Origin of the sequence: Pseudomonas putida (assembly GCA_029953615.1) — a bacterium.
Lineage (GTDB): Bacteria > Pseudomonadota > Gammaproteobacteria > Pseudomonadales > Pseudomonadaceae > Aquipseudomonas.
This window is the reverse complement of record CP124529.1, coordinates 2,340,462-2,360,221: the sequence shown is the minus strand read 5'-3', so window position 1 is coordinate 2,360,221 and position 19,760 is coordinate 2,340,462. Positions and strand designations below refer to the sequence as shown.

Genomic DNA, 19,760 nt, shown 5'->3' with positions numbered 1-19,760 from the left:
TGTTGGGTTGAGATTTTTGGGGCTGCTGCGCAGCCCATCGCGACGCAAGGCCGCTAAACCGACCGAGCAATGCCTGCTGACGCGGTCCCCTGTAGGAGCGGCCTTGTGTCGCGATGGGCCGCAAAGCGGCCCCGGCAATCTCAGCCGCGAGCCAGCTGCCGGCGCAACTCAGCCAACACCGGCGCCGTATCCGGCCGCACCCCACGCCATATAAAGAACGCCTCTGCCGCCTGCTCAGCCAGCATCCCCAACCCATCCAGTACCTTGGCCGCGCCCAGCTTCTCAGCCCACTGGCAAAACGGCGTCGGCTCCTTGCCATACATCATGTCGTAACAAACCGTGCGCCCCGCCTCGACCAGGCTGTCGGCAATCGGCGGCAATTCGCCGGCCAGGCTCGCCGAGGTGGCATTGATGATCACATCCACCGGCTCCTGCAACCAGGCAAACCCGCTGGCCACCACCGGTCCCAGTTCATCGAACTCACGCGCCAGCTGCTCGGCCTTTTCCACAGTACGGTTGGCAATCACCAGCGACTGCGGCTTGTGCGCCAGGATCGGCTCCAGCACACCACGCACCGCACCACCAGCACCCAGGATCAGAATGCGCTTGCCCGCAAGCTCGACCCCGGCATTCACCGTCAGGTCGCGCACCAGGCCAGCGCCATCGGTGTTGTCGCCCTGCAGGCTGCCATCGGCCAGCTTGCTCAGCGTATTCACTGCGCCAGCGCGTTGTGCACGCGGGGTCAGGCTGTCGCACAGGCGGTAGGCCTCTTCCTTGAACGGCACGGTTACGTTGCCACCGCTGCCTTGCTTGAAGAAACCGCGCGCGCAGTCGCTGAACTCGTCCAGCGGCGCCAGCAGGGTGGCGTATTCCAGGTCCTGGCCGGTCTGCTCGGCGAACAGGCGGTGGATCAGCGGCGACTTGCTGTGGCCGATGGGGTTACCGAAAACGACGTACTGGTCCATGACGGCTCCTTGGTTATCCACAGAATTACTGGCCGAGCCAGTCGCGGTCCTGCAGGAAGTACTCGGTCAGGCGCGCTTCTTCGCTACCGGGCACGGCCTTCCAGTCGTAGCCCCAGCGCACCTGCGGCGGTAGCGACATGAGGATGGACTCGGTGCGGCCACCGGACTGCAGGCCGAACAGGGTGCCACGGTCGTAGACCAGGTTGAACTCCACGTAGCGCCCACGGCGGTATTCCTGGAACTCCCGTTGCTGCGGGGTGTAAGGGGTGCCCTTGCGACGCTGGATGATCGGCAGGTAGGCGTTGACGTAGGCGTCGCCGATGGCGCGGATAAAGGCGAAGCAGGTGTCGAAGCCCCATTCGTTCAGGTCATCGAAGAACAGGCCGCCGATGCCGCGTGGCTCGCCACGGTGCTTGAGGTGGAAGTAGCGGTCGCACCAGGCCTTGTAGCGCGGGTAAACGTCGGCGCCGAACGGCGCGCAGGCCTGCTCGGCCACCCGGTGCCAGTGGATGCAGTCTTCTTCATTGCCATAGTACGGGGTCAGGTCGAAGCCGCCGCCGAACCACCAGACAGCCTCTTCACCTTCCTTTTCGGCAATGAAGAAGCGCACGTTGGCGTGGGAAGTGGGCACATGCGGGTTGTGCGGGTGAATCACCAGCGACACGCCCAAGGCCTCGAAACCACGGCCCGCCAGCTCAGGGCGGTGGGCACTGGCCGAGGGCGGCAGACCCGCACCGAACACATGGGAGAAGTTGACCCCGCCTTTCTCGATCACCTTGCCATCGCCGATCACCCGCGTGCGGCCCCCGCCACCGGCTTCGCGCACCCAGGCGTCCTCGACGAAGCGGGCGCCGCCGTCTTCTGTTTCGAGGGCAGAGCAGATGCGGTCTTGCAGGTCGAGCAGGTAGGCTTTCACGGCCTCGGTGCGGCTAGTCATCGGGTCACCAGGAACGGGCAGGGAAGAATTCGCCGGGTAGCATACCACCGCCAACGCGCGCGCCGCAGTTGACGGCGATCAAGCAAAGGCGTCCGATAGAAGGCCTTTCCCGATCCCGACGACAGGAGTGCGAGATGGCCAAGCGTATCCAGTTCAGCCAGCATGGCGGCCCGGAAGTGCTGCAGTTTGTGGAGTTCGAACCAGCCCCGCCAGGGCCACAGCAGGTGCGTGTGCGTAACCATGCGATCGGCCTGAACTTCATCGATACCTACTTCCGCAGCGGGCTGTATGCACCGCCATCCTTGCCTTCGGGGCTGGGTACAGAAGCGGCTGGCGTGGTCGAGGCCGTGGGCGAGGGTGTGACCCGGCTGAAAATGGGTGACCGCGTGGCCCATGCCGGCGGCCCGTTAGGCGCGTATAGCGAGGTGCATACGCTGCCGGAAGCCAACCTGGTGAAGCTGCCCGACAACATCAGCTTCGAACAGGCGGCGGCGGTGATGCTCAAGGGTTTGACCGTGCAGTACCTGCTGAAGCAGACCTACGAGGTCAAGCCAGGTGACGTGATCCTGTTCCACGCCGCAGCCGGTGGTGTGGGCTCGCTTGCCTGCCAATGGGCCAAGGCCTTGGGCGCCAAGCTGATCGGGACCGTGAGTTCTGCCGAAAAGGCCGAGCGGGCCAAGGCGCTGGGGGCGTGGGCGACTATCGACTACAGCCGTGAGGACGTGGCCCAGCGGGTGCTGGAGCTGACCGATGGCAAGAAATGCCCGGTGGTGTATGACGGCGTGGGTGCCGACACTTGGCTGACTTCGCTGGACTGCCTGCAGCCGCGTGGGTTGATGGTGAGCTTTGGTAATGCTTCCGGTGCGGTGAGCGGGGTAAACCTGGGGATTCTGGCGCAGAAGGGTTCGCTGTATGTGACCCGGCCGACGTTGGCGACCTATGCGAATAATGCCGAGAACACGCAGGCCATGGCTGATGACCTGTTTGCGATGATTGGCAGTGGGAAGCTGGTTGTAGATATTCAGCAGCGGTATCCGCTGAATGAGGCGGCCAAGGCGCAGGCGGAGCTGTCGGCGCGGCGGACTGTGGGTTCTACAATTCTGCTTCCTTGAGTTCACTCATACAGGTACTGCACCGATCTTAAGTGCTGTGCCATCCCTGTGGGGGACGGGGGGTCGGTGACGACTCGATGCCATCGAGAATCGCCTCCACCAACCCCTCCGCCGGTTCTATGGAATGCAGGCTCGACCAGTACATGCCACGGCCCTCTTCGCGCAGGTATTCGAGGGCTTTGGAGCCCGTTTCATATGCACCGCGCAGGTACAGGCCTACATGGACCAAGGCGTCCTCGGCGGAAATGTAGATTCTCGGGCCGCTTTGCGGCCCAATCGCCGGCAAGCCAGCTCCCACACCGACCGCGCCGATTTCAAGTCATGTGCAGTACCTGTGGGAGCTGGCTTGCCGGCGATCGAGGGCGAAGCCCTCGCCAGCGGTATCAGCCTGGACGAACGACTTCGCCAGTAGCCAGGTTCCGAATCACACTCGGATTCTTCCGCCCCCCCAGCGCCCCACCGAGCACCAGGTCCAGCTGGCCATGGAAGTACTGCTCCACCCGCAACCGGGTCTTCGCCGCCGGGCGCCCGCCCGGGTTGCACGAAGTGGAAATCAACGGCCCCACCAACGCACACAGCTCGCGTACCACCGGGTGATCGCTGACCCGCAGCGCCACGGTGTCATGCTCCCCGGTCACCCACTCGGGCAACAGGTCCTGGTGCGGCACCAGCCAGGTGTTCGGCCCCGGCCAGGTGCTGCCCATGCGGTCGATCCAGTCTTCGGGAAAATCCTCGAACAAAAAAGTCGAACTGGCGGATGTTGTCGGCGACCAGAATCAGCCCTTTATCCACAGGCCGCGACTTCAGCGCCAGCAGGCGATACACCGCGTCCTCGTTCCACGGGTCACAGCCCAGGCCCCAGACCGCTTCCGTCGGGTAGGCGATCACCGCGCCCGCCCGGATCTCACGTGCGGCTTGTTGCACACGAAAACTGCTCACCATTTCTGTCACTCCGCCTATAAACCTTGCTTGTGAGCAGTGTACTTAGCCCGCGCGGGCAAACCAACGCCCGGCTTCATTGCTGACCCGGCCCTGCAACTCCAGTTCGGTCAGTTGCGCCAGCACCTCGGCCAAGGGCTGCTCGCTGCAATGGGCCAGGCTTTCACTGGTTTGCGGCGCGGCATGCAGCAGGGCGAGCAGCGGATGGTCGAATTTATCCACAACCGCAGGCGGCAGGTTCTGCCAGCCTTGCAGGCTCTCCAGGATCTGCTCCACGCTTTCCACCAGCAGCGCGCCGTCACGGATCAATTGATGGCAGCCTTTGCTCCCGGGGTGGTGAATGGAGCCCGGAATGGCATACACCTCGCGGCCTTGCTCGGCGGCCAGGCGTGCGGTGATCAGCGAACCACTGGCCAGGCTGGCTTCAACCACCAGCACGCCCAGCGACAAGCCGCTGATGATGCGATTGCGCCGCGGGAAGTTGCCGGGCAACGGCCCGGCATCCAGCGGGTACTCGGAAACCAGCGCGCCGCCATTGTCGATCATCGCTTGCGCAAGCGACTGGTGGCGCTGTGGATAAAGTTTTTGCAACCCCGTGCCGAGCACGCCAATCGTGCCCCCACCAGCCTGCAATGCCGCCCGATGAGCGGCACCGTCGATGCCCACTGCCAAGCCACTGGTAATGGTGAAACCGGCCTGCGCCAGGTAGCGGGAAAACGCCGCAGCCGTATCCAGCGCCGGGGGTGAAGCACGCCTGCTGCCCACAATTGCCAACTGTGGACGCTCGAGCAAAGCAGGGTCGCCAGCGACGAACAGCAGCGGTGGGGCATCATCGGTCTCCGCCAACAGTGGCGGGTAGCCAGGGCCATCCCACATCAGTAAATGCTGGCCCGGGCGCTCTAGCCAGGCCATTGCAGCCAGTGCACCTTCACGCACTTCGGCACTGCGCCGGGCATCAATGGTGGCCTGTGGTATGCCCAATGCGCGCCATGCGCCGGCCGGTGCACACAATGCCGAAGACGCACTGCCAAAGGCCTCCAGCAAGGTGTTGAAGCGACGCAATCCTGTTTCCGGCAGCCGGTGCAGGCGTAATCTTGCCTCCAGTTCGGCAGGCGCAAGAGGCGACGAATGGTAGGTTTGCATGAGGATCATCCTTGATCAAAACGGGGCCAGCGACGTGGCACAAACTGTGGATAACTTTGTTGATAACGCTTTGACAACCTGTCCATCGAATGGGCTATAAGCTGGCCCTGAAAACCCTAGACGAGCTTTCGCAGGTGCTGAATTCCCCGTTTCCCTTTATTATGTGTGCTCAGTTTTCAACCGAACGCACAGTGACTGCCTGACCTTATGGCCATCTTGAACATTCTCGAATTCCCGGACCCGCGCCTGCGCACCATCGCCAAACCGGTGACGGAGTTCGACGACGCCCTGCGTCAGCTGATCGACGACATGTTTGAAACCATGTACGAAGCCCCTGGCATCGGCCTGGCGGCCACCCAGGTCAACGTGCACAAGCAGGTCGTGGTCATGGACCTCAGTGAAGACCGCAGCGAGCCACGCGTCTTCATCAACCCCACGGTCGAAGAGCTGACCCACGACATGGGTCAGTACCAGGAAGGCTGCCTGTCGGTACCGGGCTTCTACGAGAACGTCGACCGCCCGCTGCGTGTGCGGGTCAAGGCCCAGGACCGCGACGGCAAGCCCTACGAGCTGGAATGCGAAGGCCTGCTGGCGGTGTGTGTGCAGCACGAATTCGATCACCTCAACGGCAAGCTGTTCGTCGACTACCTGTCGCAGCTAAAGCGCGACCGGATCAAGAAGAAGCTGGAAAAGCAGCACCGCCAGCAAGCCTGATCCCTACCTTCCAGAAGGCTTGCTCCGGCAAGCCTTTTTCTTTTTTGAAGCGAGAACTCCATGCGCATCGTCTTTGCAGGCACTCCAGAGTTTGCCGCCGAACACCTCAAGGCCCTGCTCGACAGCCCGTACGAGATCGTGGCCGTCTACACCCAGCCCGACCGCCCCGCCGGCCGTGGCCAGAAGCTGATGCCGAGCCCGGTCAAGCAACTGGCTGTGGCCCGTGACATCCCGGTATTCCAGCCGCCGACCCTGCGCAACGCCGAAGCCCAGGCCGAACTGGCCGCGCTGCAGCCGGACCTGATGGTGGTGGTCGCCTATGGCCTGATCCTGCCGCAGGTTGTGCTGGATATCCCGCGCCTGGGCTGTATCAACAGCCACGCCTCCCTGCTGCCACGCTGGCGCGGTGCCGCACCGATCCAGCGTGCCGTGGAAGCCGGCGACGCCGAGAGCGGTGTGACCGTGATGCGCATGGAAGCAGGCCTGGACACCGGCCCGATGCTGCTCAAGGTAGCCACCCCGATCAGCGCCGAAGATACCGGCGGCAGCCTGCACGACCGCCTCGCACAAATGGGCCCGCCGGCTGTCGTCCAGGCCATCGCCGGCCTGGCCGATGGTTCGCTGCACGGTGAAGTACAGGACGATGCCCTGGCCACCTACGCGCACAAGCTGAACAAGGACGAAGCGCGTATCGACTGGAGCCGCCCGGCCGTCGAGCTGGAGCGCCTGATCCGGGCCTTCAACCCGTGGCCGGTGTGCCACAGCACCCTCGATGGCGAAAGCGTGAAAGTACTGGCCGCCAACGTGTCCACAGCGAAAGGCACCCCCGGCGAGATCCTCTCCGCCAGCAAAGACGGCCTGGTGGTCGCCTGCGGTGACCAGGCGCTGAGCCTGACCCGCCTGCAACTGCCCGGCGGCAAGGCGCTGAACTTCAGCGACCTGTTCAACAGCCGTCGCGAGAAGTTCGCCAGCGGCAAGGTGCTGGGCCAATGAACCCACGCCTCGCCGCTGCCCGTGCCCTTGCCGCTGTGCTCAGTGGCAAGGCCTCGCTGAACAGCTCGCTGCCGACGCAACTGGACAAGGTCGATGAACGCGACCGTGGCCTGACCCAGGACCTGGCGTTCGGCACCGCGCGCTGGCAGCCACGCCTCGACCTGCTGGCCGCGCAGCTGCTGCAGAAGCCGTTCAAGGCCGCCGATGCCGATGTGCAGGCGCTGCTGCTGGTCGGCCTGTACCAGCTGTTCTACAGCCGTATCCCGGCCCATGCGGCCATCGGCGAGACCGTCGGCTGTGCTGACAAGCTGAAGAAGCCATGGGCCAAGGGCCTGCTCAATGCCGTACTGCGCCGCGCCCAACGCGAAGGCGAGGAACTGCTGGCCGGCATGGAGCGCGACCCGGTGGTACGCACTGCCCACCCGCGCTGGCTGCAGAAGTCACTGAAGGCCTTCTGGCCCGAGCAGTGGGAGGCCATCTGCGCCGCCAACAACGCCCACCCGCCGATGATTCTGCGGGTCAACCGCCGCCACCACAGCCGCGATGCCTACTTGGCGCTGCTGGCCGAAGCAGGCGTCGGCGCCAGCGCCTGCCAGTACAGCCGTGACGGCATCGTGCTGGCAGAAGCCTGCGACGTGCGCGGCCTGCCGGGCTTCGCCGAAGGCTGGGTGAGCGTGCAGGACGAAGCCGCGCAACTGTCCGCCGACCTGCTGGAGCTGGCCCCCGGTCAACGCGTGCTCGATGCCTGCTGTGCCCCGGGCGGCAAGACCTGCCACCTGCTTGAAGCCGAACCGGGCTTGGCCCACATGACGGCCATCGACCTCGAAGCCAAGCGTCTGACCCGGGTGCGCGAAAACCTCGACCGCCTGCAACTGGAGGCCGAGCTGATCGCCTGCGATGCCCGCGACACCGCCAGCTGGTGGGACGGCAAGCCGTTCCAGCGCATCCTGCTCGACGCACCGTGCTCGGCCACCGGCGTGATCCGCCGCCACCCGGACATCAAGCTGACCCGTCAGGCCGACGACATCCCTGCCCTGGCCACGCTGCAAGGTGAGCTGCTCGATGCCCTGTGGCCGACCCTGGAAGTCGGCGGCATGCTGCTGTACGCCACCTGCTCCAGCCTGCCGACCGAAAACACCGAAGTGATCGATGCCTTCCTCGCCCGCACCCCGGGCGCCCGTGAGCTGGACCTGGCCACCGAAGCCGGTCTGCGCCAGCCCCACGGCCGCCAGTTGCTGGCCCAGGAGGGCGGCCACGACGGTTTCTACTATGCCAAGCTGATCAAGATCGCCGCATCACGCGGATAAGCACAAAAAGGTAGGGAGTAGCGGATGAAGATCATCATCCTCGGTGCAGGGCAGGTAGGCGGTACGCTGGCGGAGCACCTGGCCAGCGAAGCGAATGACATCACCGTGGTCGACACTGATGGCGACCGCCTGCGCGACCTCGGTGACCGCCTGGACATCCGCACCGTGCAGGGCCGCGGCTCGCTGCCCACGGTGCTGCGCCAGGCCGGTGCCGATGACGCCGACATGCTGGTGGCGGTTACCAACAGCGACGAGACCAACATGGTCGCCTGTCAGGTGGCCTATTCGCTGTTCCACACCCCGACCAAGATCGCCCGGGTGCGCGAGTCGGCCTACCTGACACGCGAAGAGCTGTTCGACAACGACCATATCCCGGTCGACGTGCTGATCAGCCCCGAGCAGGTGGTAACCAACTACATCAAGCGCCTGATCGAACACCCGGGCTCGCTGCAGGTGATCGACTTCGCCGAAGGCAAGGCCCAGTTGGTGGCGGTGAAGGCCTACTATGGCGGCCCGCTGGTCGGCCAGCAACTGCGCCAGATCCGTGCGCACATGCCCAACGTAGACACCCGCGTGGCAGCCATCTTCCGCCGCGACCGGCCGATTACCCCCCGCGGCGACACGGTCATCGAAGCCGACGACGAAGTGTTCTTCATCGCCGCGAAGAAGGACATTCGCGCGGTGATGGGCGAGCTGCGCCGTATCGACGAGACCAACAAGCGCGTGGTCATCGCCGGTGGCGGGCAGATCGGCGAGCGCCTGGCCGAGGCCATCGAAAGCCGCTACCAGGTCAAGATCATCGAGATGAGCCCGGCGCGCTGCCGCTACCTCTCTGACACCCTGGAAAGCACCGTGGTGCTGCAGGGCAGCGCCTCGGACAAGGACCTGATGCTCGAAGAGAACATCGCCGACGCCGACATCTTCCTGGCCCTGACCAACGACGACGAAGCCAACATCATGTCGTCGCTGCTGGCCAAGCGCCTGGGTGCGCGCAAGGTGATGACCATCATCAACAACCCGGCCTATGTCGACCTGGTGCAGGGTGGCGACATCGACATCGCCATCAGCCCGCAGCTGGCCACTATCGGCACCTTGCTGGCGCACGTGCGCCGGGGCGACATCGTCAGCGTGCACTCGCTGCGCCGCGGCGCGGCCGAAGCTATCGAAGCGGTGGCGCACGGCGATTCGAAATCGAGCAAGGTAGTCGGCAAAGCGATCGAAGATATCGCCCTGCCGCCGGGCACTACCATCGGCGCGATCATTCGTGACGAAGAGGTGATGATTGCCCACGACGACACCATGATCGCATCGGGCGACCATGTGATCCTGTTCGTTGTGGATAAAAAGCATATTCGCGATGTGGAGAAGCTGTTCCACGTCGGTTTGAGTTTCTTCTAGGAGAACAGGGTATGCGCGAATCGCTGGAGAAGATGCTGGCCAAGGGTGTGGATAACCCGTTGTTGAGGTTTGGGCTGGGCAAGGCCTGGCTGGACGAAGGCAATGGCGCTGAAGCGGCGGTGCACCTGGCGCGCTGTGTGGAGCAGGATCCGAAGTATTCGGCGGCGTGGAAGCTGCTGGGCAAGGCGCATCAGCTGCAGGGTGACCTGGCGGCGGCGCGCAAGGCCTGGGAGGAGGGGATCATGGCGGCGCAGGCCCATGGGGACAAGCAGGCCGAGAAAGAGATGACCGTGTTCCTGAAAAAGCTCAACAAAGTCTGAAATCGCCGGGGCTGCTTTGCAGCCCATCGCAGGCAAGCCAGCTCCCACAAGGACCGAGCAGGCCCTTAGGCTCTGTGCATAACCCCTGACGCCCCCAGGTTGAAGGATAACCTCAGGCCAGCGCGGTCAATGTGGGAGCTGGCTTGCCGGCGAATGGGGCGCAGAGCGCCCCCAACGATCTCAATACCAGCGCGGCTCGCCAGCCGGACGTTTCTTGAAGCGCTTCATGCTCCACATGTACTGGCTCGGGTACTCGCGCACGTAGCGCTCGACCACCTTGCTCATCGCCGCCGCGGACACCGTTACGTCAGTGCTGTACATCTCTTCCGGCGCCGCCTCCAGAAACACCTTGAAGCCCGAGCCATCCGGCAACCGCAGGGCATGCAGGAACACCCCCACTGCCTTGCCCCCGGCCAGCATGTTCGGCACGAACTTGCTGGTCAGCGCCTGGGTGCCGAGGAACGGTACGAACACTCCCGCCGACTCCGCTGGCTCCGGGTCGGCAGGAATACCTACCTGGCCACCACGGCGCACTTCCTTGATCACGCTGAGGATGCCTTCCTTGGTCGAAGGTGCCACGCGGTTGCCCATCTGCACACGCTGCTCACGCAGCAGGTCATCCACCGCCTTCAGCTTCGGCGGGCGATAGAAGATGATCGGTTTGCACTGGTTGCAGTAAAAGTGGTTCAGCACTTCCCAGTTGCCCAGGTGGCTGGTGATGCCGACCACGCCCTTGCCCGAGGCCAAGGCCTGCTCCAGCACTTCCAGGCCATGCACTTCCTTGACCAGCTCCAGCGAGCGCTGCGGTGGCCAGATCCAGGCACAGGCACTTTCGACAAACGATTTACCGATATCCTTCAACGCGCGGCCCACCAGCTGTTCGCGCTCGGCCGGGTTCATCTCCGGGAAGCACTTGGCCAGGTTGATGCGCACGACATTGCGCGAGCCGTTGGGGATCTTCCACATCAGCCAGCCGATACCGGCGCCGACGCGCTGCACGGCGCCCCAGGGCAGCTTGGCAAACAGACGCAGCACCCCAACCATCAGGGCGCCCTTGAACTTTTCCACAGGCGAATTCCTTATTTCAGCAAGGCGCGCATTGTAACCCCTCAGCGCAACAAGGCGGCGTAGCGATCGCAATCGGTGGTGTGGTCCATGACCATGCCGGTGGCCTGCATGAAGGCATAGCAGATGGTCGGGCCAACGAACGTGAAGCCGGCTTTCTGCAGGGCCTTGCTCATGGCCTTGGCTTCATCGGTAACCGCTGGCACTTCGCTGCGGCTTGTGAAGTGGTTGATCTTCGGCACACCACCGACGAACGACCACAGCCATTCGGCGGGGTTATCCACAGCCAGCCAGGCCTGCGCGTTACGCCTGGCAGCCTTGAGCTTGAGGCGGTTGCGGATGATGCCGGCATCCTGCATCAGCTCTTCGATACGTTCGTCGCTCATGACGGCGAGCTGCACCGGATCGAAGCCGTGCATCACCTCACGGTAACGCTCGCGCTTGCGCAATACGGTGATCCATGACAGCCCCGCCTGGAACCCTTCGAGCAAAAGCATCTCGAACAGCAACGCCGGGTCACGCTGTGGCGTTCCCCATTCCTGGTCATGGTAGGCCTGGTACAACGGATCGTCGGTACACCAAAAGCAGCGTGGCATAAGGCTCCAATGAGTAGAGGGCGAGGCGAATCAGGTTATACTCCCGCTCTTTACATCCGCATCCCCAGATACAGGTGAATTTCGTGAGCCAGCCTACGCCAGCCGTGCGTACCTTCCAAGACCTGATCCTCGCCCTGCAGAACTACTGGGCCGAGCAAGGTTGTGTGGTGCTTCAGCCCTACGATATGGAAGTAGGCGCCGGCACTTTCCACACCGCTACATTCCTGCGCGCCGTGGGTCCAGAAACCTGGAACGCCGCCTATGTGCAGCCTAGCCGTCGCCCTGCCGACGGGCGGTATGGCGAAAACCCCAACCGCCTGCAGCACTACTACCAGTTCCAGGTGGTACTGAAGCCCAACCCGGCCAACTTCCAGGAGCTCTACCTCGGCTCGCTGAAAGCCATCGGCCTGGACCCGCTGGTCCACGACATTCGCTTCGTCGAAGACAACTGGGAATCGCCGACCCTCGGCGCCTGGGGCCTGGGCTGGGAAATCTGGCTCAACGGCATGGAAGTCACCCAGTTCACCTACTTCCAGCAGGTTGGCGGCATCGAGTGCTACCCGGTCACCGGTGAAATCACCTACGGCCTGGAGCGCCTGGCCATGTACATCCAGGGCGTCGACTCGGTGTACGACCTGGTGTGGGCCGACGGCCCGTTCGGCAAAGTCACATACGGTGACGTGTTCCACCAGAACGAGGTGGAGCAGTCGACCTACAACTTCGAGCACGCCAACGTCGAGAAGCTGTTCGAACTGTTCGACTTCTACGAAAGCGAAGCCAACCGCCTGATCAAGCTTGAGCTGCCGCTGCCGACCTATGAAATGGTCCTGAAGGCCTCGCACACCTTCAACCTGCTGGACGCCCGCCGCGCCATCTCGGTAACCGAGCGCCAGCGCTACATCCTGCGTGTACGTACCCTGGCCCGGGACGTGGCGCAAAGCTACCTGCAAGCCCGCGCACGCCTGGGCTTCCCGATGGCTACCCCCGAACTGCGTGACGAAGTGTTGGCTAAGCTGGAGGCTGCACAATGAGTGCTCAAGATTTCCTGGTAGAACTGGGCACCGAAGAGCTGCCGCCGAAGGCCCTCGCCAGCCTCGGCGAAGCTTTCCTGGCCGGTATCGAGAAAGGCCTGCAGGCCGCTGGCCTGAACTACACCGGCAAGCAGGTATACGCCGCGCCGCGTCGCCTGGCCGTGCTGATCCGCCAGCTGGACGTGCAGCAGCCTGACCGCAGCATCAATATCGACGGTCCGCCCCTGCAGGCTGCTTTCAAAGACGGCGAGCCTACCCAGGCTGCCTTGGGCTTTGCGAAGAAGTGCGGTGTGGAGCTGTCGGAAATCGACCAGAGCGGCCCCAAGCTGCGCTTCTCCCAGCACATCCCGGGCAAGGCCACCGCTGGCCTGCTGCCGACCATCGTCGAAGATTCGCTCAACGACCTGCCGATCCCCAAGCGCATGCGCTGGGCGGCCAGCCGTGAAGAGTTCGTGCGCCCGACCCAATGGCTGGTGATGCTGCTGGGCGACCAGGTGGTCGACTGCACCATCCTGTCGCAGAAGGCCGGCCGTGAATCCCGCGGCCACCGCTTCCACCACCCGGAAAACGTGGTCATCACCACCCCGGCCAACTACGTCGAAGACCTGCGCAAAGCCTACGTGCTGGCCGACTTCGCCGAGCGCCGCGAGCTGATCAGCAAGCGTACCGCCGAGCTGGCCATGCAGCAGGAAGGCAGCGCCATCGTGCCACCGGCGCTGCTGGACGAAGTGACTGCCCTGGTCGAGTGGCCGGTGCCGCTGGTGTGCTCGTTCGAGGAGCGTTTCCTCGAAGTGCCACAGGAAGCCCTGATCACCACCATGCAGGACAACCAGAAGTACTTCTGCCTGCTGGACAGCGAAGGCAAGCTGCTGCCGCGCTTCATCACCGTGGCCAACGTCGAGAGCCGCGACCCGAAGCAGATCGTGCAAGGCAACGAGAAGGTCGTGCGCCCACGCCTGACAGACGCCGAGTTCTTCTTCAAGCAGGACAAGAAGCAGCCGCTGGAAACCTTCAACGAGCGCCTGAAGAACGTGGTGTTCCAGGCTCAGCTGGGCACCGTGTACGACAAGGCCGAGCGCGTTTCCCGGCTGGCCGCCTTCATCGCCCCGCTGATCGGCGGCGACGCCCAGCGCGCCGGCCGTGCCGGCCTGCTGTCGAAGTGCGACCTGGCCACCGAGATGGTCGGCGAATTCCCTGAAATGCAGGGTGTTGCCGGTTACTACTACGCGCTCAACGACGGTGAGCCGGAAGACGTCGCCCTGGCCCTGAATGAGCAGTACATGCCGCGTGGTGCTGGCGCCGAACTGCCACAGACCCTCACCGGTGCTGCCGTGGCCATCGCCGACAAGCTCGACACTCTGGTCGGCATCTTCGGCATCGGCATGCTGCCTACCGGCAGCAAGGACCCGTACGCCCTGCGCCGTGCCGCCCTGGGCGTGCTGCGTATCCTGATCGAGAAGCAGCTGGACCTGGACCTGACCGGCGCGGTCGAGTTCGCGGTCAAGCAGTTCGGCGCCAAGGTCAAGGCCGCCGGCCTGGCCGAACAGGTACTGGAGTTCATCTTCGACCGCCTGCGTGCGCGTTACGAAGACGAAGGCATCGACGTGGCCACCTACTTGTCGGTTCGTGCCCTGCAACCAGGTTCTGCCCTGGACTTCGATCAGCGCGTGCAGGCTGTACAAGCCTTCCGCAAGCTGCCGGAAGCCGAGGCCCTGGCCGCGGTGAACAAGCGTGTATCGAACCTGCTGAGCAAGGCCGAAGGCGCCATCGCCGATCACGTCGAACCGAAGTACTTCGACAACGCCAACGAGTTCTCCCTGTACTCGGCCATTCAGCAGGCCGACCAGGCCGTGCAACCGATGGCTGCTGCACGCCAGTACAGCGAATCGCTGGCCCGCCTGGCGGCCCTGCGTGATCCGGTCGACGCCTTCTTCGAGGCAGTGATGGTCAACGCCGAGGATGCCAAGGTACGCGCCAACCGTTATGCCCTGCTCAGCCGCCTGCGCGGCCTGTTCCTGGGCGTGGCCGATATTTCGCTGCTGGGGTAAGCCTTGAAACTGCTGATTCTCGACCGTGACGGAGTCATCAACCATGACTCCGACGCCTACATCAAGACGCTGGACGAGTGGATTCCGATCCCTGGCTCGGTCGAAGCGATCGCGCAGTTGAGCAAAGCGGGCTGGACGGTGGCCGTGGCCACCAACCAGTCCGGCATTGCCCGTGGCTACTATGCGCTGGCAACCCTCGAGGCCATGCACGCGCGCCTGCGCGCGCTGGTGGCCGAGCAGGGTGGCGAAGTGGGCCACATCGTGTATTGCCCGCACGGGCCGGACGAAGGCTGCGACTGCCGCAAGCCCAAGCCTGGAATGCTACGGGCGATTGCCGAGCATTACCAGGTTGGCCTTGGAGGCGTCTGGTTCGTTGGCGACAGCAAAGGTGACCTGGAGGCCGCCCTGGCCGTCGGTGCACAACCCGTGTTGGTGAAAACCGGCAAGGGCGAGCGGACCCTGGAAAAAGGTGTTCCGGAAACTACACTGATTTTCGACGATCTGGCAGCTATCGCCAGAGAACTAATTTAAACAGTGCGCCTTCGGGCGCATTTTTCTCAGGCGGGCATGCCCCGCAATGGTACAAGCCACTATGTCGATCCTGCAGGCGATCAGAATCTTTCTTTTTTACCTGCTGCTGGGCACCAGTTCGCTGCTGTGGTGCTCGCTGAGCTTCTTCGTCGCGCCGTTCCTGTCATTCCCCAAGCGCTACAAGTTCATCAACGTGTACTGGTGCCGTTGCGCGTTGTTCCTGGTGCGCACCATCCTGGGTATCGACTACAAGGTCACTGGCGCCGAGAACGTGCCTGATGAGCCTTGCGTCATCCTGTCCAACCACCAGAGCACCTGGGAAACCTTCTTCCTTTCCCAGTACTTCTCGCCGCTGAGCCAGGTGCTCAAGCGCGAGTTGCTGTACGTGCCGTTCTTTGGTTGGGCCATGGCCATGCTGCGGCCGATCGCGATCAACCGCGACAACCCCAAGGAAGCCCTGCGCCAGGTAGCCAGCAAGGGTGACGAGCTACTCAAGCAGAAGACCTGGGTGCTGATCTTCCCGGAAGGCACCCGCGTGCCATTCGGCACAATGGGCAAGTTCTCCCGTGGCGGTACCGCGCTGGCAGTGAATGCCGGGCTACCGGTGCTGCCAGTTGCCCACAATGCTGGCAAGTTCTGGCCGAAGACCGGTTGGGGCAAGCGCGCTGGCACCATCGAGGTGGTGATTGGCGCGCCGATGTACGCCAACGGCACCGGACCACGGGCCATTGCCGAGCTCAACGACCGTGCCGCGGCGTGGAACGAAGCCACTCAGCGGGCCATGGGTTCGCTGCCACCAGCAGAGGAAAAACCCCAGGAGCAGATGGCCTGACCATCTGTGGATAACTTGTGTGCAATTTCTGGATGAAATGCTTTGAATCTACGCTAAGTCGTTGAATTAGCTATTTATTTCTTTGTATGACATTTTTCTGAAAATCGTGCATAAGTTTTTTTGGGGCATAAGAAAACCGGCTTTTACAGCCGGTTTTTTTATGGGTTCATGCAGGTGTGGCTGATCTGTGTAGGAGCGGCCTTGTGTCGCGATAGGCTGCGAAGCAGCCCCGGCAATTTGTGCATCGCTGCTGAACCCCGGGGCCGCTTTGCGGCCCTTTCGCGACACAAGGCCGCTCCTACAAAGGTCCGCGCCAGCCCTTAGATCTTGTCGATATCCACATCCTTGGTTTCTTTCAGGCAGAAGATACCCACCAACAGGCTGACCCCGGTCACCAGCACCGGGTACCACAGCCCATAGAAGATATCCCCGGTGTACACCACCAGCGCGAACGACACCGTTGGCAGGAAGCCACCGAACCAGCCGTTGCCGATGTGGTAGGGCAGCGACATCGAGGTGTAGCGGATGCGAGTCGGGAACAGCTCGACCATCACAGCCGCCAGCGGGCCATAGGTCATGGTCGCGATCAGGATCATCGCCACGATCAGCACCACCACCATCACCTGGTTGACCTGCGCTGGGTCGGCCTTGGCCGGGTAGCCGGCCTGTTCCACCGCAGCACGCATGGCTGCTTCGTCGAAGCCGTTGATGGTTTTGTCACCGATGTTGACCACTACATCGCTGCCGGCCACATCCACCGAGCTATAGGGCAGGCCCTGCTTGACCAGGAAGGTCTTAACCTTGTCGCACGGGCTGTCGAAACGCGCCTTGCCCACCGGGTCGAACTGGAAGGTGCAGCCTTGCGGGTCGGCAGTGACCACGATCGGCGCCTGGCGGCTGGCCGCGTCGATCTGTGGGTTGGCGTAGTGGCTCAGCGCCTTGAACAGCGGGAAGTAAAGTACCGTGGCCAGCAGCAGGCCGAGCATCAGGATCGGCTTGCGGCCAATCCGGTCGGACAACCAGCCGAAGAACACGAAGAACGGCGCCCCAATGACCACGCTGATGATCAGCAGGGTGTTGGCTTGGGCCGGGTCCATTTTCAGCATCTGGGTCATGAAGAACAGCACGTAGAACTGCGCCGTGTAGAAGGTCACGGCCTGCCCTGCGTTGATACTGAACAAGGCAGTGAGCACCACTTTCAGGTTCGGCCAGGAAGTGAACGACTCACGAATAGGCGACTTGCTGACCTTGCCCTGGGCCTTCATTTTCACGAAGGCCGGCGACTCATGCATGCTCATGCGGATCCAGGTGGAAATCGCCAACAGCACGATCGACAGCAAGAACGGCAGGCGCCAGCCCCAGGTTTCGAACTGGTCGCCACTGATATAACGGCTGCCCAGCACCACGACCAGCGACAGCAGTAGGCCGAGAGTGGCGGTGGACTGGATGAAGCCGGTGTGGAAGCCGCGTTTGCCAGGCGGTGCATGCTCCGCCACATAGGTAGCCGCACCGCCGTACTCACCGCCCAGCGCCAGCCCCTGCAGCATGCGCAGGACTACCAGGATGATCGGTGCTGCAATGCCGATGCTGGCATAGGTGGGCAACAAGCCGACGGCAAAGGTCGACAGGCCCATCAGCACGATGGTGACGAGGAAGGTGTACTTGCGCCCGATCATGTCGCCCAGCCGGCCGAACACCAGCGCGCCGAACGGCCGCACCAGGAAGCCGGCGGCAAAGGCCATGAGGGCGAAGATGAAGGCGGTGGTGTCATTCACACCCGCGAAGAACTGCTTGCTGATGACCGCTGCCAACGCACCATAGAGAAATAAAGTCATACCACTCGAAAACGGTCCCGAGGGATGACGCGAAAATGATCTTGCGTTCTTCACGGCCGCTCGCGCTGCTGGCCGCCGCGCCCTGCTCCTGGAGGTAATCCGACATCGTTGCTGTCCTCGGCCCGCAGGCCACAGTGATTATTCTTGTTGTTCCACTGTCGGCAGCTTCTGACCGCCAGCTGCCGGTACTGCACGCACCCGTGGTCAGGGCGTCGGTATCGCGTCTTCGTTCAGATAGGTCTGGGTGGCAGCTCCTTTGAGGATCAGTTGCGCCGCCTTTTCGGCGATCATCAGGGTGGGTGAACAGGTATTGCCGGAGGTAATCTGCGGCATGATCGAGGCGTCCGCCACACGCAGGCCGGGGATGCCGTGCACGCGCAACTGGTTATCCACAACGTCCAGTTCGCCATTACCCATGCGGCAAGTGCCGACCGGGTGAAAGATGGTGGTGCCAATTTTGCCTGCGGCTTCGAACAGCTCTTCTTCGGTTTGCAGCGTTGGGCCCGGCAGGTATTCCTTTGGGTCGAACGCGGCGAGAGCAGGGGCCTGGACGATACGCCGGGTGAGGCGAATGGAATCGGCGGCGACCCGCAGGTCCTGGGGATCACTGAGATAGTTGGGGTCGATCAGCGGCGTGCTGTTCATGTCGCTGCTGCGGATATCGATCCGCCCGCGGCTGGCCGGGCGCAGGTTGCACACCGAAGCGGTAAAGGCCGGGAACCTGTGCAGTGGCTCACCGAAGCGTTCGAGTGACAGCGGCTGCACATGGTACTGCAGGTTGGCGGTGGCCTGCTCCGGGCTCGAACGCACGAACGCGCCCAGCTGGCTCGGCGCCATGGCCAGTGGGCCGCTGCGGTCATAGAGGTAGCGCAGGCCCATGCCCATCTTGCCCCACAAGCTGTTGGCCATCTGGTTCAAGGTGCGGGTATTGCGGATCTGGTAGATCAGGCGCAGTTGCAGATGATCCTGCAGGTTGCCGCCAACGCCTGGCATGTCGTGACGCACGCCAATGCCCAGGCGTTCCAGTAGCTGCCGCGGGCCAATGCCGGAGCGCTGCAGAATGCCGGGTGAGCCCACCGCGCCCGCACAGAGAATGATCTCGCGACGGGCCGCGAACTCGTGCCAGGCCCCTTGCCAAAACGCCTTCACCGCCCGTGCGCGGGTGTTGTTGAGCAGCACCTGGTCAACCTGAACGCCGGTCAGCACGGTGAGATTGGGGCGGTCCTTGATCGGCCGCAAGAAAGCCTTGGAAGCGTTCCAGCGCACACCGCTGCGCTGGTTGACCTGGAAGTATCCACAGCCCTGGTTGTCGCCAGTGTTGAAGTCGTCGACCTTGCCGATGCCGCTCTGCTCGGCGGCGTCGCGGAAGGCGTCGAGGATCGGCCAGCTGTAGCGCTGGCGCTCGACCCGCCATTCGCCGTCACCACCGTGGTGTTCGCTGGCGCCGGCAAAGTGGCTTTCGCTGGCCTTGAACAGCGGCAGTACGTCCTTCCAGGCCCAGCCGTCGTTGCCTTGCTCGGCCCAACGGTCATAGTCGGCGGCCTGGCCGCGCATGTAGATCATGCCGTTGATCGAAGAGCAGCCACCCAGCACCTTGCCGCGTGGATAGCCCAGCGCACGACCGCCCAGACCAGGCTGCGCCTCGGTCTTGAAGCACCAGTCGGTGCGCGGGTTGCCGATGCAATAGAGGTAACCGACGGGGATATGGATCCAGGGATAGTTGTCACGGCCACCCGCTTCCAGCAGCAGCACGCGGCAGGAGGGGTCGGCGGACAAACGATTGGCCAGCAGGCAACCGGCGGGACCGGCCCCTACGACCACGTAGTCGAAGACAGAATCGGCTGATGGCATGTGCAACCTCGGGCCTGATTATTATTCTTGTCCCGATCCATCTTAGTGAGTAATTTCGTGGAGGAAACACGAGATTTCGCGCAGCCGCTGTGCGTTTTAGCACAGTGGTAAGTCTGTACTGGCCTCTTCGCGGGCACGCCCCG

Annotated in this window: 17 protein-coding genes and 2 pseudogenes; 10 read left to right on the top strand and 9 right to left on the bottom strand. The window is 63.3% G+C overall.

The genetic code is table 11. From position 1 onward, the window contains the following. Positions 1-140 precede the first annotated feature (140 nt). Both aroE and hemF read right to left on the bottom strand, forming a co-directional pair. Positions 141-965 carry a shikimate dehydrogenase gene (aroE, locus tag QIY50_10800; GenBank protein ID WGV22606.1) on the bottom strand — a complete coding sequence of 275 codons (825 nt, stop codon included), beginning with the start codon at positions 963-965 and terminating at the stop codon, positions 141-143. Between the two features lie 25 nt (positions 966-990). Beyond that, on the bottom strand, positions 991-1,902 hold the full coding sequence (gene hemF, locus QIY50_10795) for an oxygen-dependent coproporphyrinogen oxidase (GenBank protein WGV22605.1): 912 nt from the start codon (positions 1,900-1,902) through the stop codon (positions 991-993). A gap of 134 nt (positions 1,903-2,036) precedes the next feature. On the opposite strand from hemF, the gene QIY50_10790 reads away from it, so the two are divergent. Continuing rightward, positions 2,037-3,014: an NADPH:quinone reductase gene (locus tag QIY50_10790; protein WGV22604.1), complete on the top strand. Its 978-nt coding sequence runs from the start codon at positions 2,037-2,039 to the stop codon at positions 3,012-3,014. 28 nt (positions 3,015-3,042) lie between these two features. Here QIY50_10790 and QIY50_10785 read toward each other — a convergent pair whose 3' ends face one another. The 3 genes and pseudogenes from QIY50_10785 to dprA form a co-directional block, all read right to left on the bottom strand. Then, positions 3,043-3,300: a hypothetical protein gene (locus QIY50_10785; protein WGV22603.1), complete on the bottom strand. Its 258-nt coding sequence runs from the start codon at positions 3,298-3,300 to the stop codon at positions 3,043-3,045. Positions 3,301-3,397: 97 nt separating this feature from the next. Beyond that, positions 3,398-3,956, bottom strand: a pseudogene (locus tag QIY50_10780) (L-threonylcarbamoyladenylate synthase). Positions 3,957-3,998: 42 nt separating this feature from the next. Continuing rightward, positions 3,999-5,096 (bottom strand): DNA-processing protein DprA, encoded by a 1,098-nt coding sequence (gene dprA, locus QIY50_10775; protein ID WGV22602.1) that lies wholly within the window; start codon positions 5,094-5,096, stop codon positions 3,999-4,001. Between the two features lie 207 nt (positions 5,097-5,303). Between dprA and def the strand changes: the two genes are divergently transcribed. From def to QIY50_10750, 5 genes are read left to right on the top strand one after another with little or no spacing between them, the layout of a single operon-like run. Beyond that, complete coding sequence (gene def, locus QIY50_10770) at positions 5,304-5,810, top strand: peptide deformylase (protein ID WGV22601.1); 507 nt, start codon at positions 5,304-5,306, stop codon at positions 5,808-5,810. Between the two features lie 60 nt (positions 5,811-5,870). Beyond that, complete coding sequence (fmt, locus tag QIY50_10765; GenBank protein WGV22600.1) at positions 5,871-6,803, top strand: methionyl-tRNA formyltransferase; 933 nt, start codon at positions 5,871-5,873, stop codon at positions 6,801-6,803. Beyond that, positions 6,800-8,110 (top strand): 16S rRNA (cytosine(967)-C(5))-methyltransferase RsmB, encoded by a 1,311-nt coding sequence (gene rsmB, locus QIY50_10760; protein ID WGV22599.1) that lies wholly within the window; start codon positions 6,800-6,802, stop codon positions 8,108-8,110. Before fmt ends, rsmB begins: the two co-directional genes overlap by 4 nt. Before the next feature lie 24 nt (positions 8,111-8,134). Further along, complete coding sequence (gene trkA / locus QIY50_10755; protein WGV22598.1) at positions 8,135-9,508, top strand: Trk system potassium transporter TrkA; 1,374 nt, start codon at positions 8,135-8,137, stop codon at positions 9,506-9,508. An 11-nt stretch (positions 9,509-9,519) separates the two neighbouring features. After that, on the top strand, positions 9,520-9,828 hold the full coding sequence (locus tag QIY50_10750) for a tetratricopeptide repeat protein (protein ID WGV22597.1): 309 nt from the start codon (positions 9,520-9,522) through the stop codon (positions 9,826-9,828). Between the two features lie 180 nt (positions 9,829-10,008). Here QIY50_10750 and QIY50_10745 read toward each other — a convergent pair whose 3' ends face one another. After that, positions 10,009-10,896: a lysophospholipid acyltransferase gene (locus tag QIY50_10745; GenBank protein ID WGV22596.1), complete on the bottom strand. Its 888-nt coding sequence runs from the start codon at positions 10,894-10,896 to the stop codon at positions 10,009-10,011. A 41-nt stretch (positions 10,897-10,937) separates the two neighbouring features. Next, complete coding sequence (locus QIY50_10740) at positions 10,938-11,489, bottom strand: DNA-3-methyladenine glycosylase I (protein ID WGV22595.1); 552 nt, start codon at positions 11,487-11,489, stop codon at positions 10,938-10,940. An 83-nt stretch (positions 11,490-11,572) separates the two neighbouring features. On the opposite strand from QIY50_10740, the gene glyQ reads away from it, so the two are divergent. The 4 genes from glyQ to QIY50_10720 are packed head-to-tail and all read left to right on the top strand — an operon-like array spanning position 11,573 to position 15,931. Continuing rightward, on the top strand, positions 11,573-12,520 hold the full coding sequence (gene glyQ / locus QIY50_10735; GenBank protein WGV22594.1) for a glycine--tRNA ligase subunit alpha: 948 nt from the start codon (positions 11,573-11,575) through the stop codon (positions 12,518-12,520). After that, positions 12,517-14,568: a glycine--tRNA ligase subunit beta gene (gene glyS, locus QIY50_10730; GenBank protein ID WGV22593.1), complete on the top strand. Its 2,052-nt coding sequence runs from the start codon at positions 12,517-12,519 to the stop codon at positions 14,566-14,568. Before glyQ ends, glyS begins: the two co-directional genes overlap by 4 nt. Positions 14,569-14,571: 3 nt before the next feature. After that, positions 14,572-15,099 (top strand): D-glycero-beta-D-manno-heptose 1,7-bisphosphate 7-phosphatase, encoded by a 528-nt coding sequence (gene gmhB, locus QIY50_10725; GenBank protein WGV22592.1) that lies wholly within the window; start codon positions 14,572-14,574, stop codon positions 15,097-15,099. A 46-nt stretch (positions 15,100-15,145) separates the two neighbouring features. Beyond that, positions 15,146-15,931, top strand: a complete 786-nt coding sequence (locus QIY50_10720; GenBank protein WGV22591.1) for a lysophospholipid acyltransferase family protein — start codon at positions 15,146-15,148, stop codon at positions 15,929-15,931. 320 nt (positions 15,932-16,251) lie between these two features. On the opposite strand, the pseudogene QIY50_10715 reads toward QIY50_10720, so the two are convergent. Next, positions 16,252-17,872: pseudogene (locus QIY50_10715) on the bottom strand (MFS transporter). A 98-nt stretch (positions 17,873-17,970) separates the two neighbouring features. Then, a complete protein-coding gene (locus QIY50_10710; GenBank protein ID WGV22590.1) occupies positions 17,971-19,617 on the bottom strand; it encodes a GMC family oxidoreductase N-terminal domain-containing protein in 1,647 nt (548 codons plus the stop codon). Positions 19,618-19,760: the final 143 nt, after the last annotated feature.

Excerpts from the sequence above, each read along its gene's own strand:
- aroE (WGV22606.1), bottom strand. The coding sequence starts at position 965 with ATGGACCAGTACGTCGTTTTCGGTAACCCCATCGGCCACAGCAAGTCG.
- hemF (WGV22605.1), bottom strand. The coding sequence starts at position 1,902 with ATGACTAGCCGCACCGAGGCCGTGAAAGCCTACCTGCTCGACCTGCAA.
- QIY50_10790 (WGV22604.1), top strand. The coding sequence starts at position 2,037 with ATGGCCAAGCGTATCCAGTTCAGCCAGCATGGCGGCCCGGAAGTGCTG.
- dprA (WGV22602.1), bottom strand. The coding sequence starts at position 5,096 with ATGCAAACCTACCATTCGTCGCCTCTTGCGCCTGCCGAACTGGAGGCA.
- def (WGV22601.1), top strand. The coding sequence starts at position 5,304 with ATGGCCATCTTGAACATTCTCGAATTCCCGGACCCGCGCCTGCGCACC.
- fmt (WGV22600.1), top strand. The coding sequence starts at position 5,871 with ATGCGCATCGTCTTTGCAGGCACTCCAGAGTTTGCCGCCGAACACCTC.
- rsmB (WGV22599.1), top strand. The coding sequence starts at position 6,800 with ATGAACCCACGCCTCGCCGCTGCCCGTGCCCTTGCCGCTGTGCTCAGT.
- trkA (WGV22598.1), top strand. The coding sequence starts at position 8,135 with ATGAAGATCATCATCCTCGGTGCAGGGCAGGTAGGCGGTACGCTGGCG.
- QIY50_10750 (WGV22597.1), top strand. The coding sequence starts at position 9,520 with ATGCGCGAATCGCTGGAGAAGATGCTGGCCAAGGGTGTGGATAACCCG.
- QIY50_10740 (WGV22595.1), bottom strand. The coding sequence starts at position 11,489 with ATGCCACGCTGCTTTTGGTGTACCGACGATCCGTTGTACCAGGCCTAC.
- glyS (WGV22593.1), top strand. The coding sequence starts at position 12,517 with ATGAGTGCTCAAGATTTCCTGGTAGAACTGGGCACCGAAGAGCTGCCG.
- QIY50_10720 (WGV22591.1), top strand. The coding sequence starts at position 15,146 with ATGGTACAAGCCACTATGTCGATCCTGCAGGCGATCAGAATCTTTCTT.
- QIY50_10710 (WGV22590.1), bottom strand. The coding sequence starts at position 19,617 with ATGCCATCAGCCGATTCTGTCTTCGACTACGTGGTCGTAGGGGCCGGT.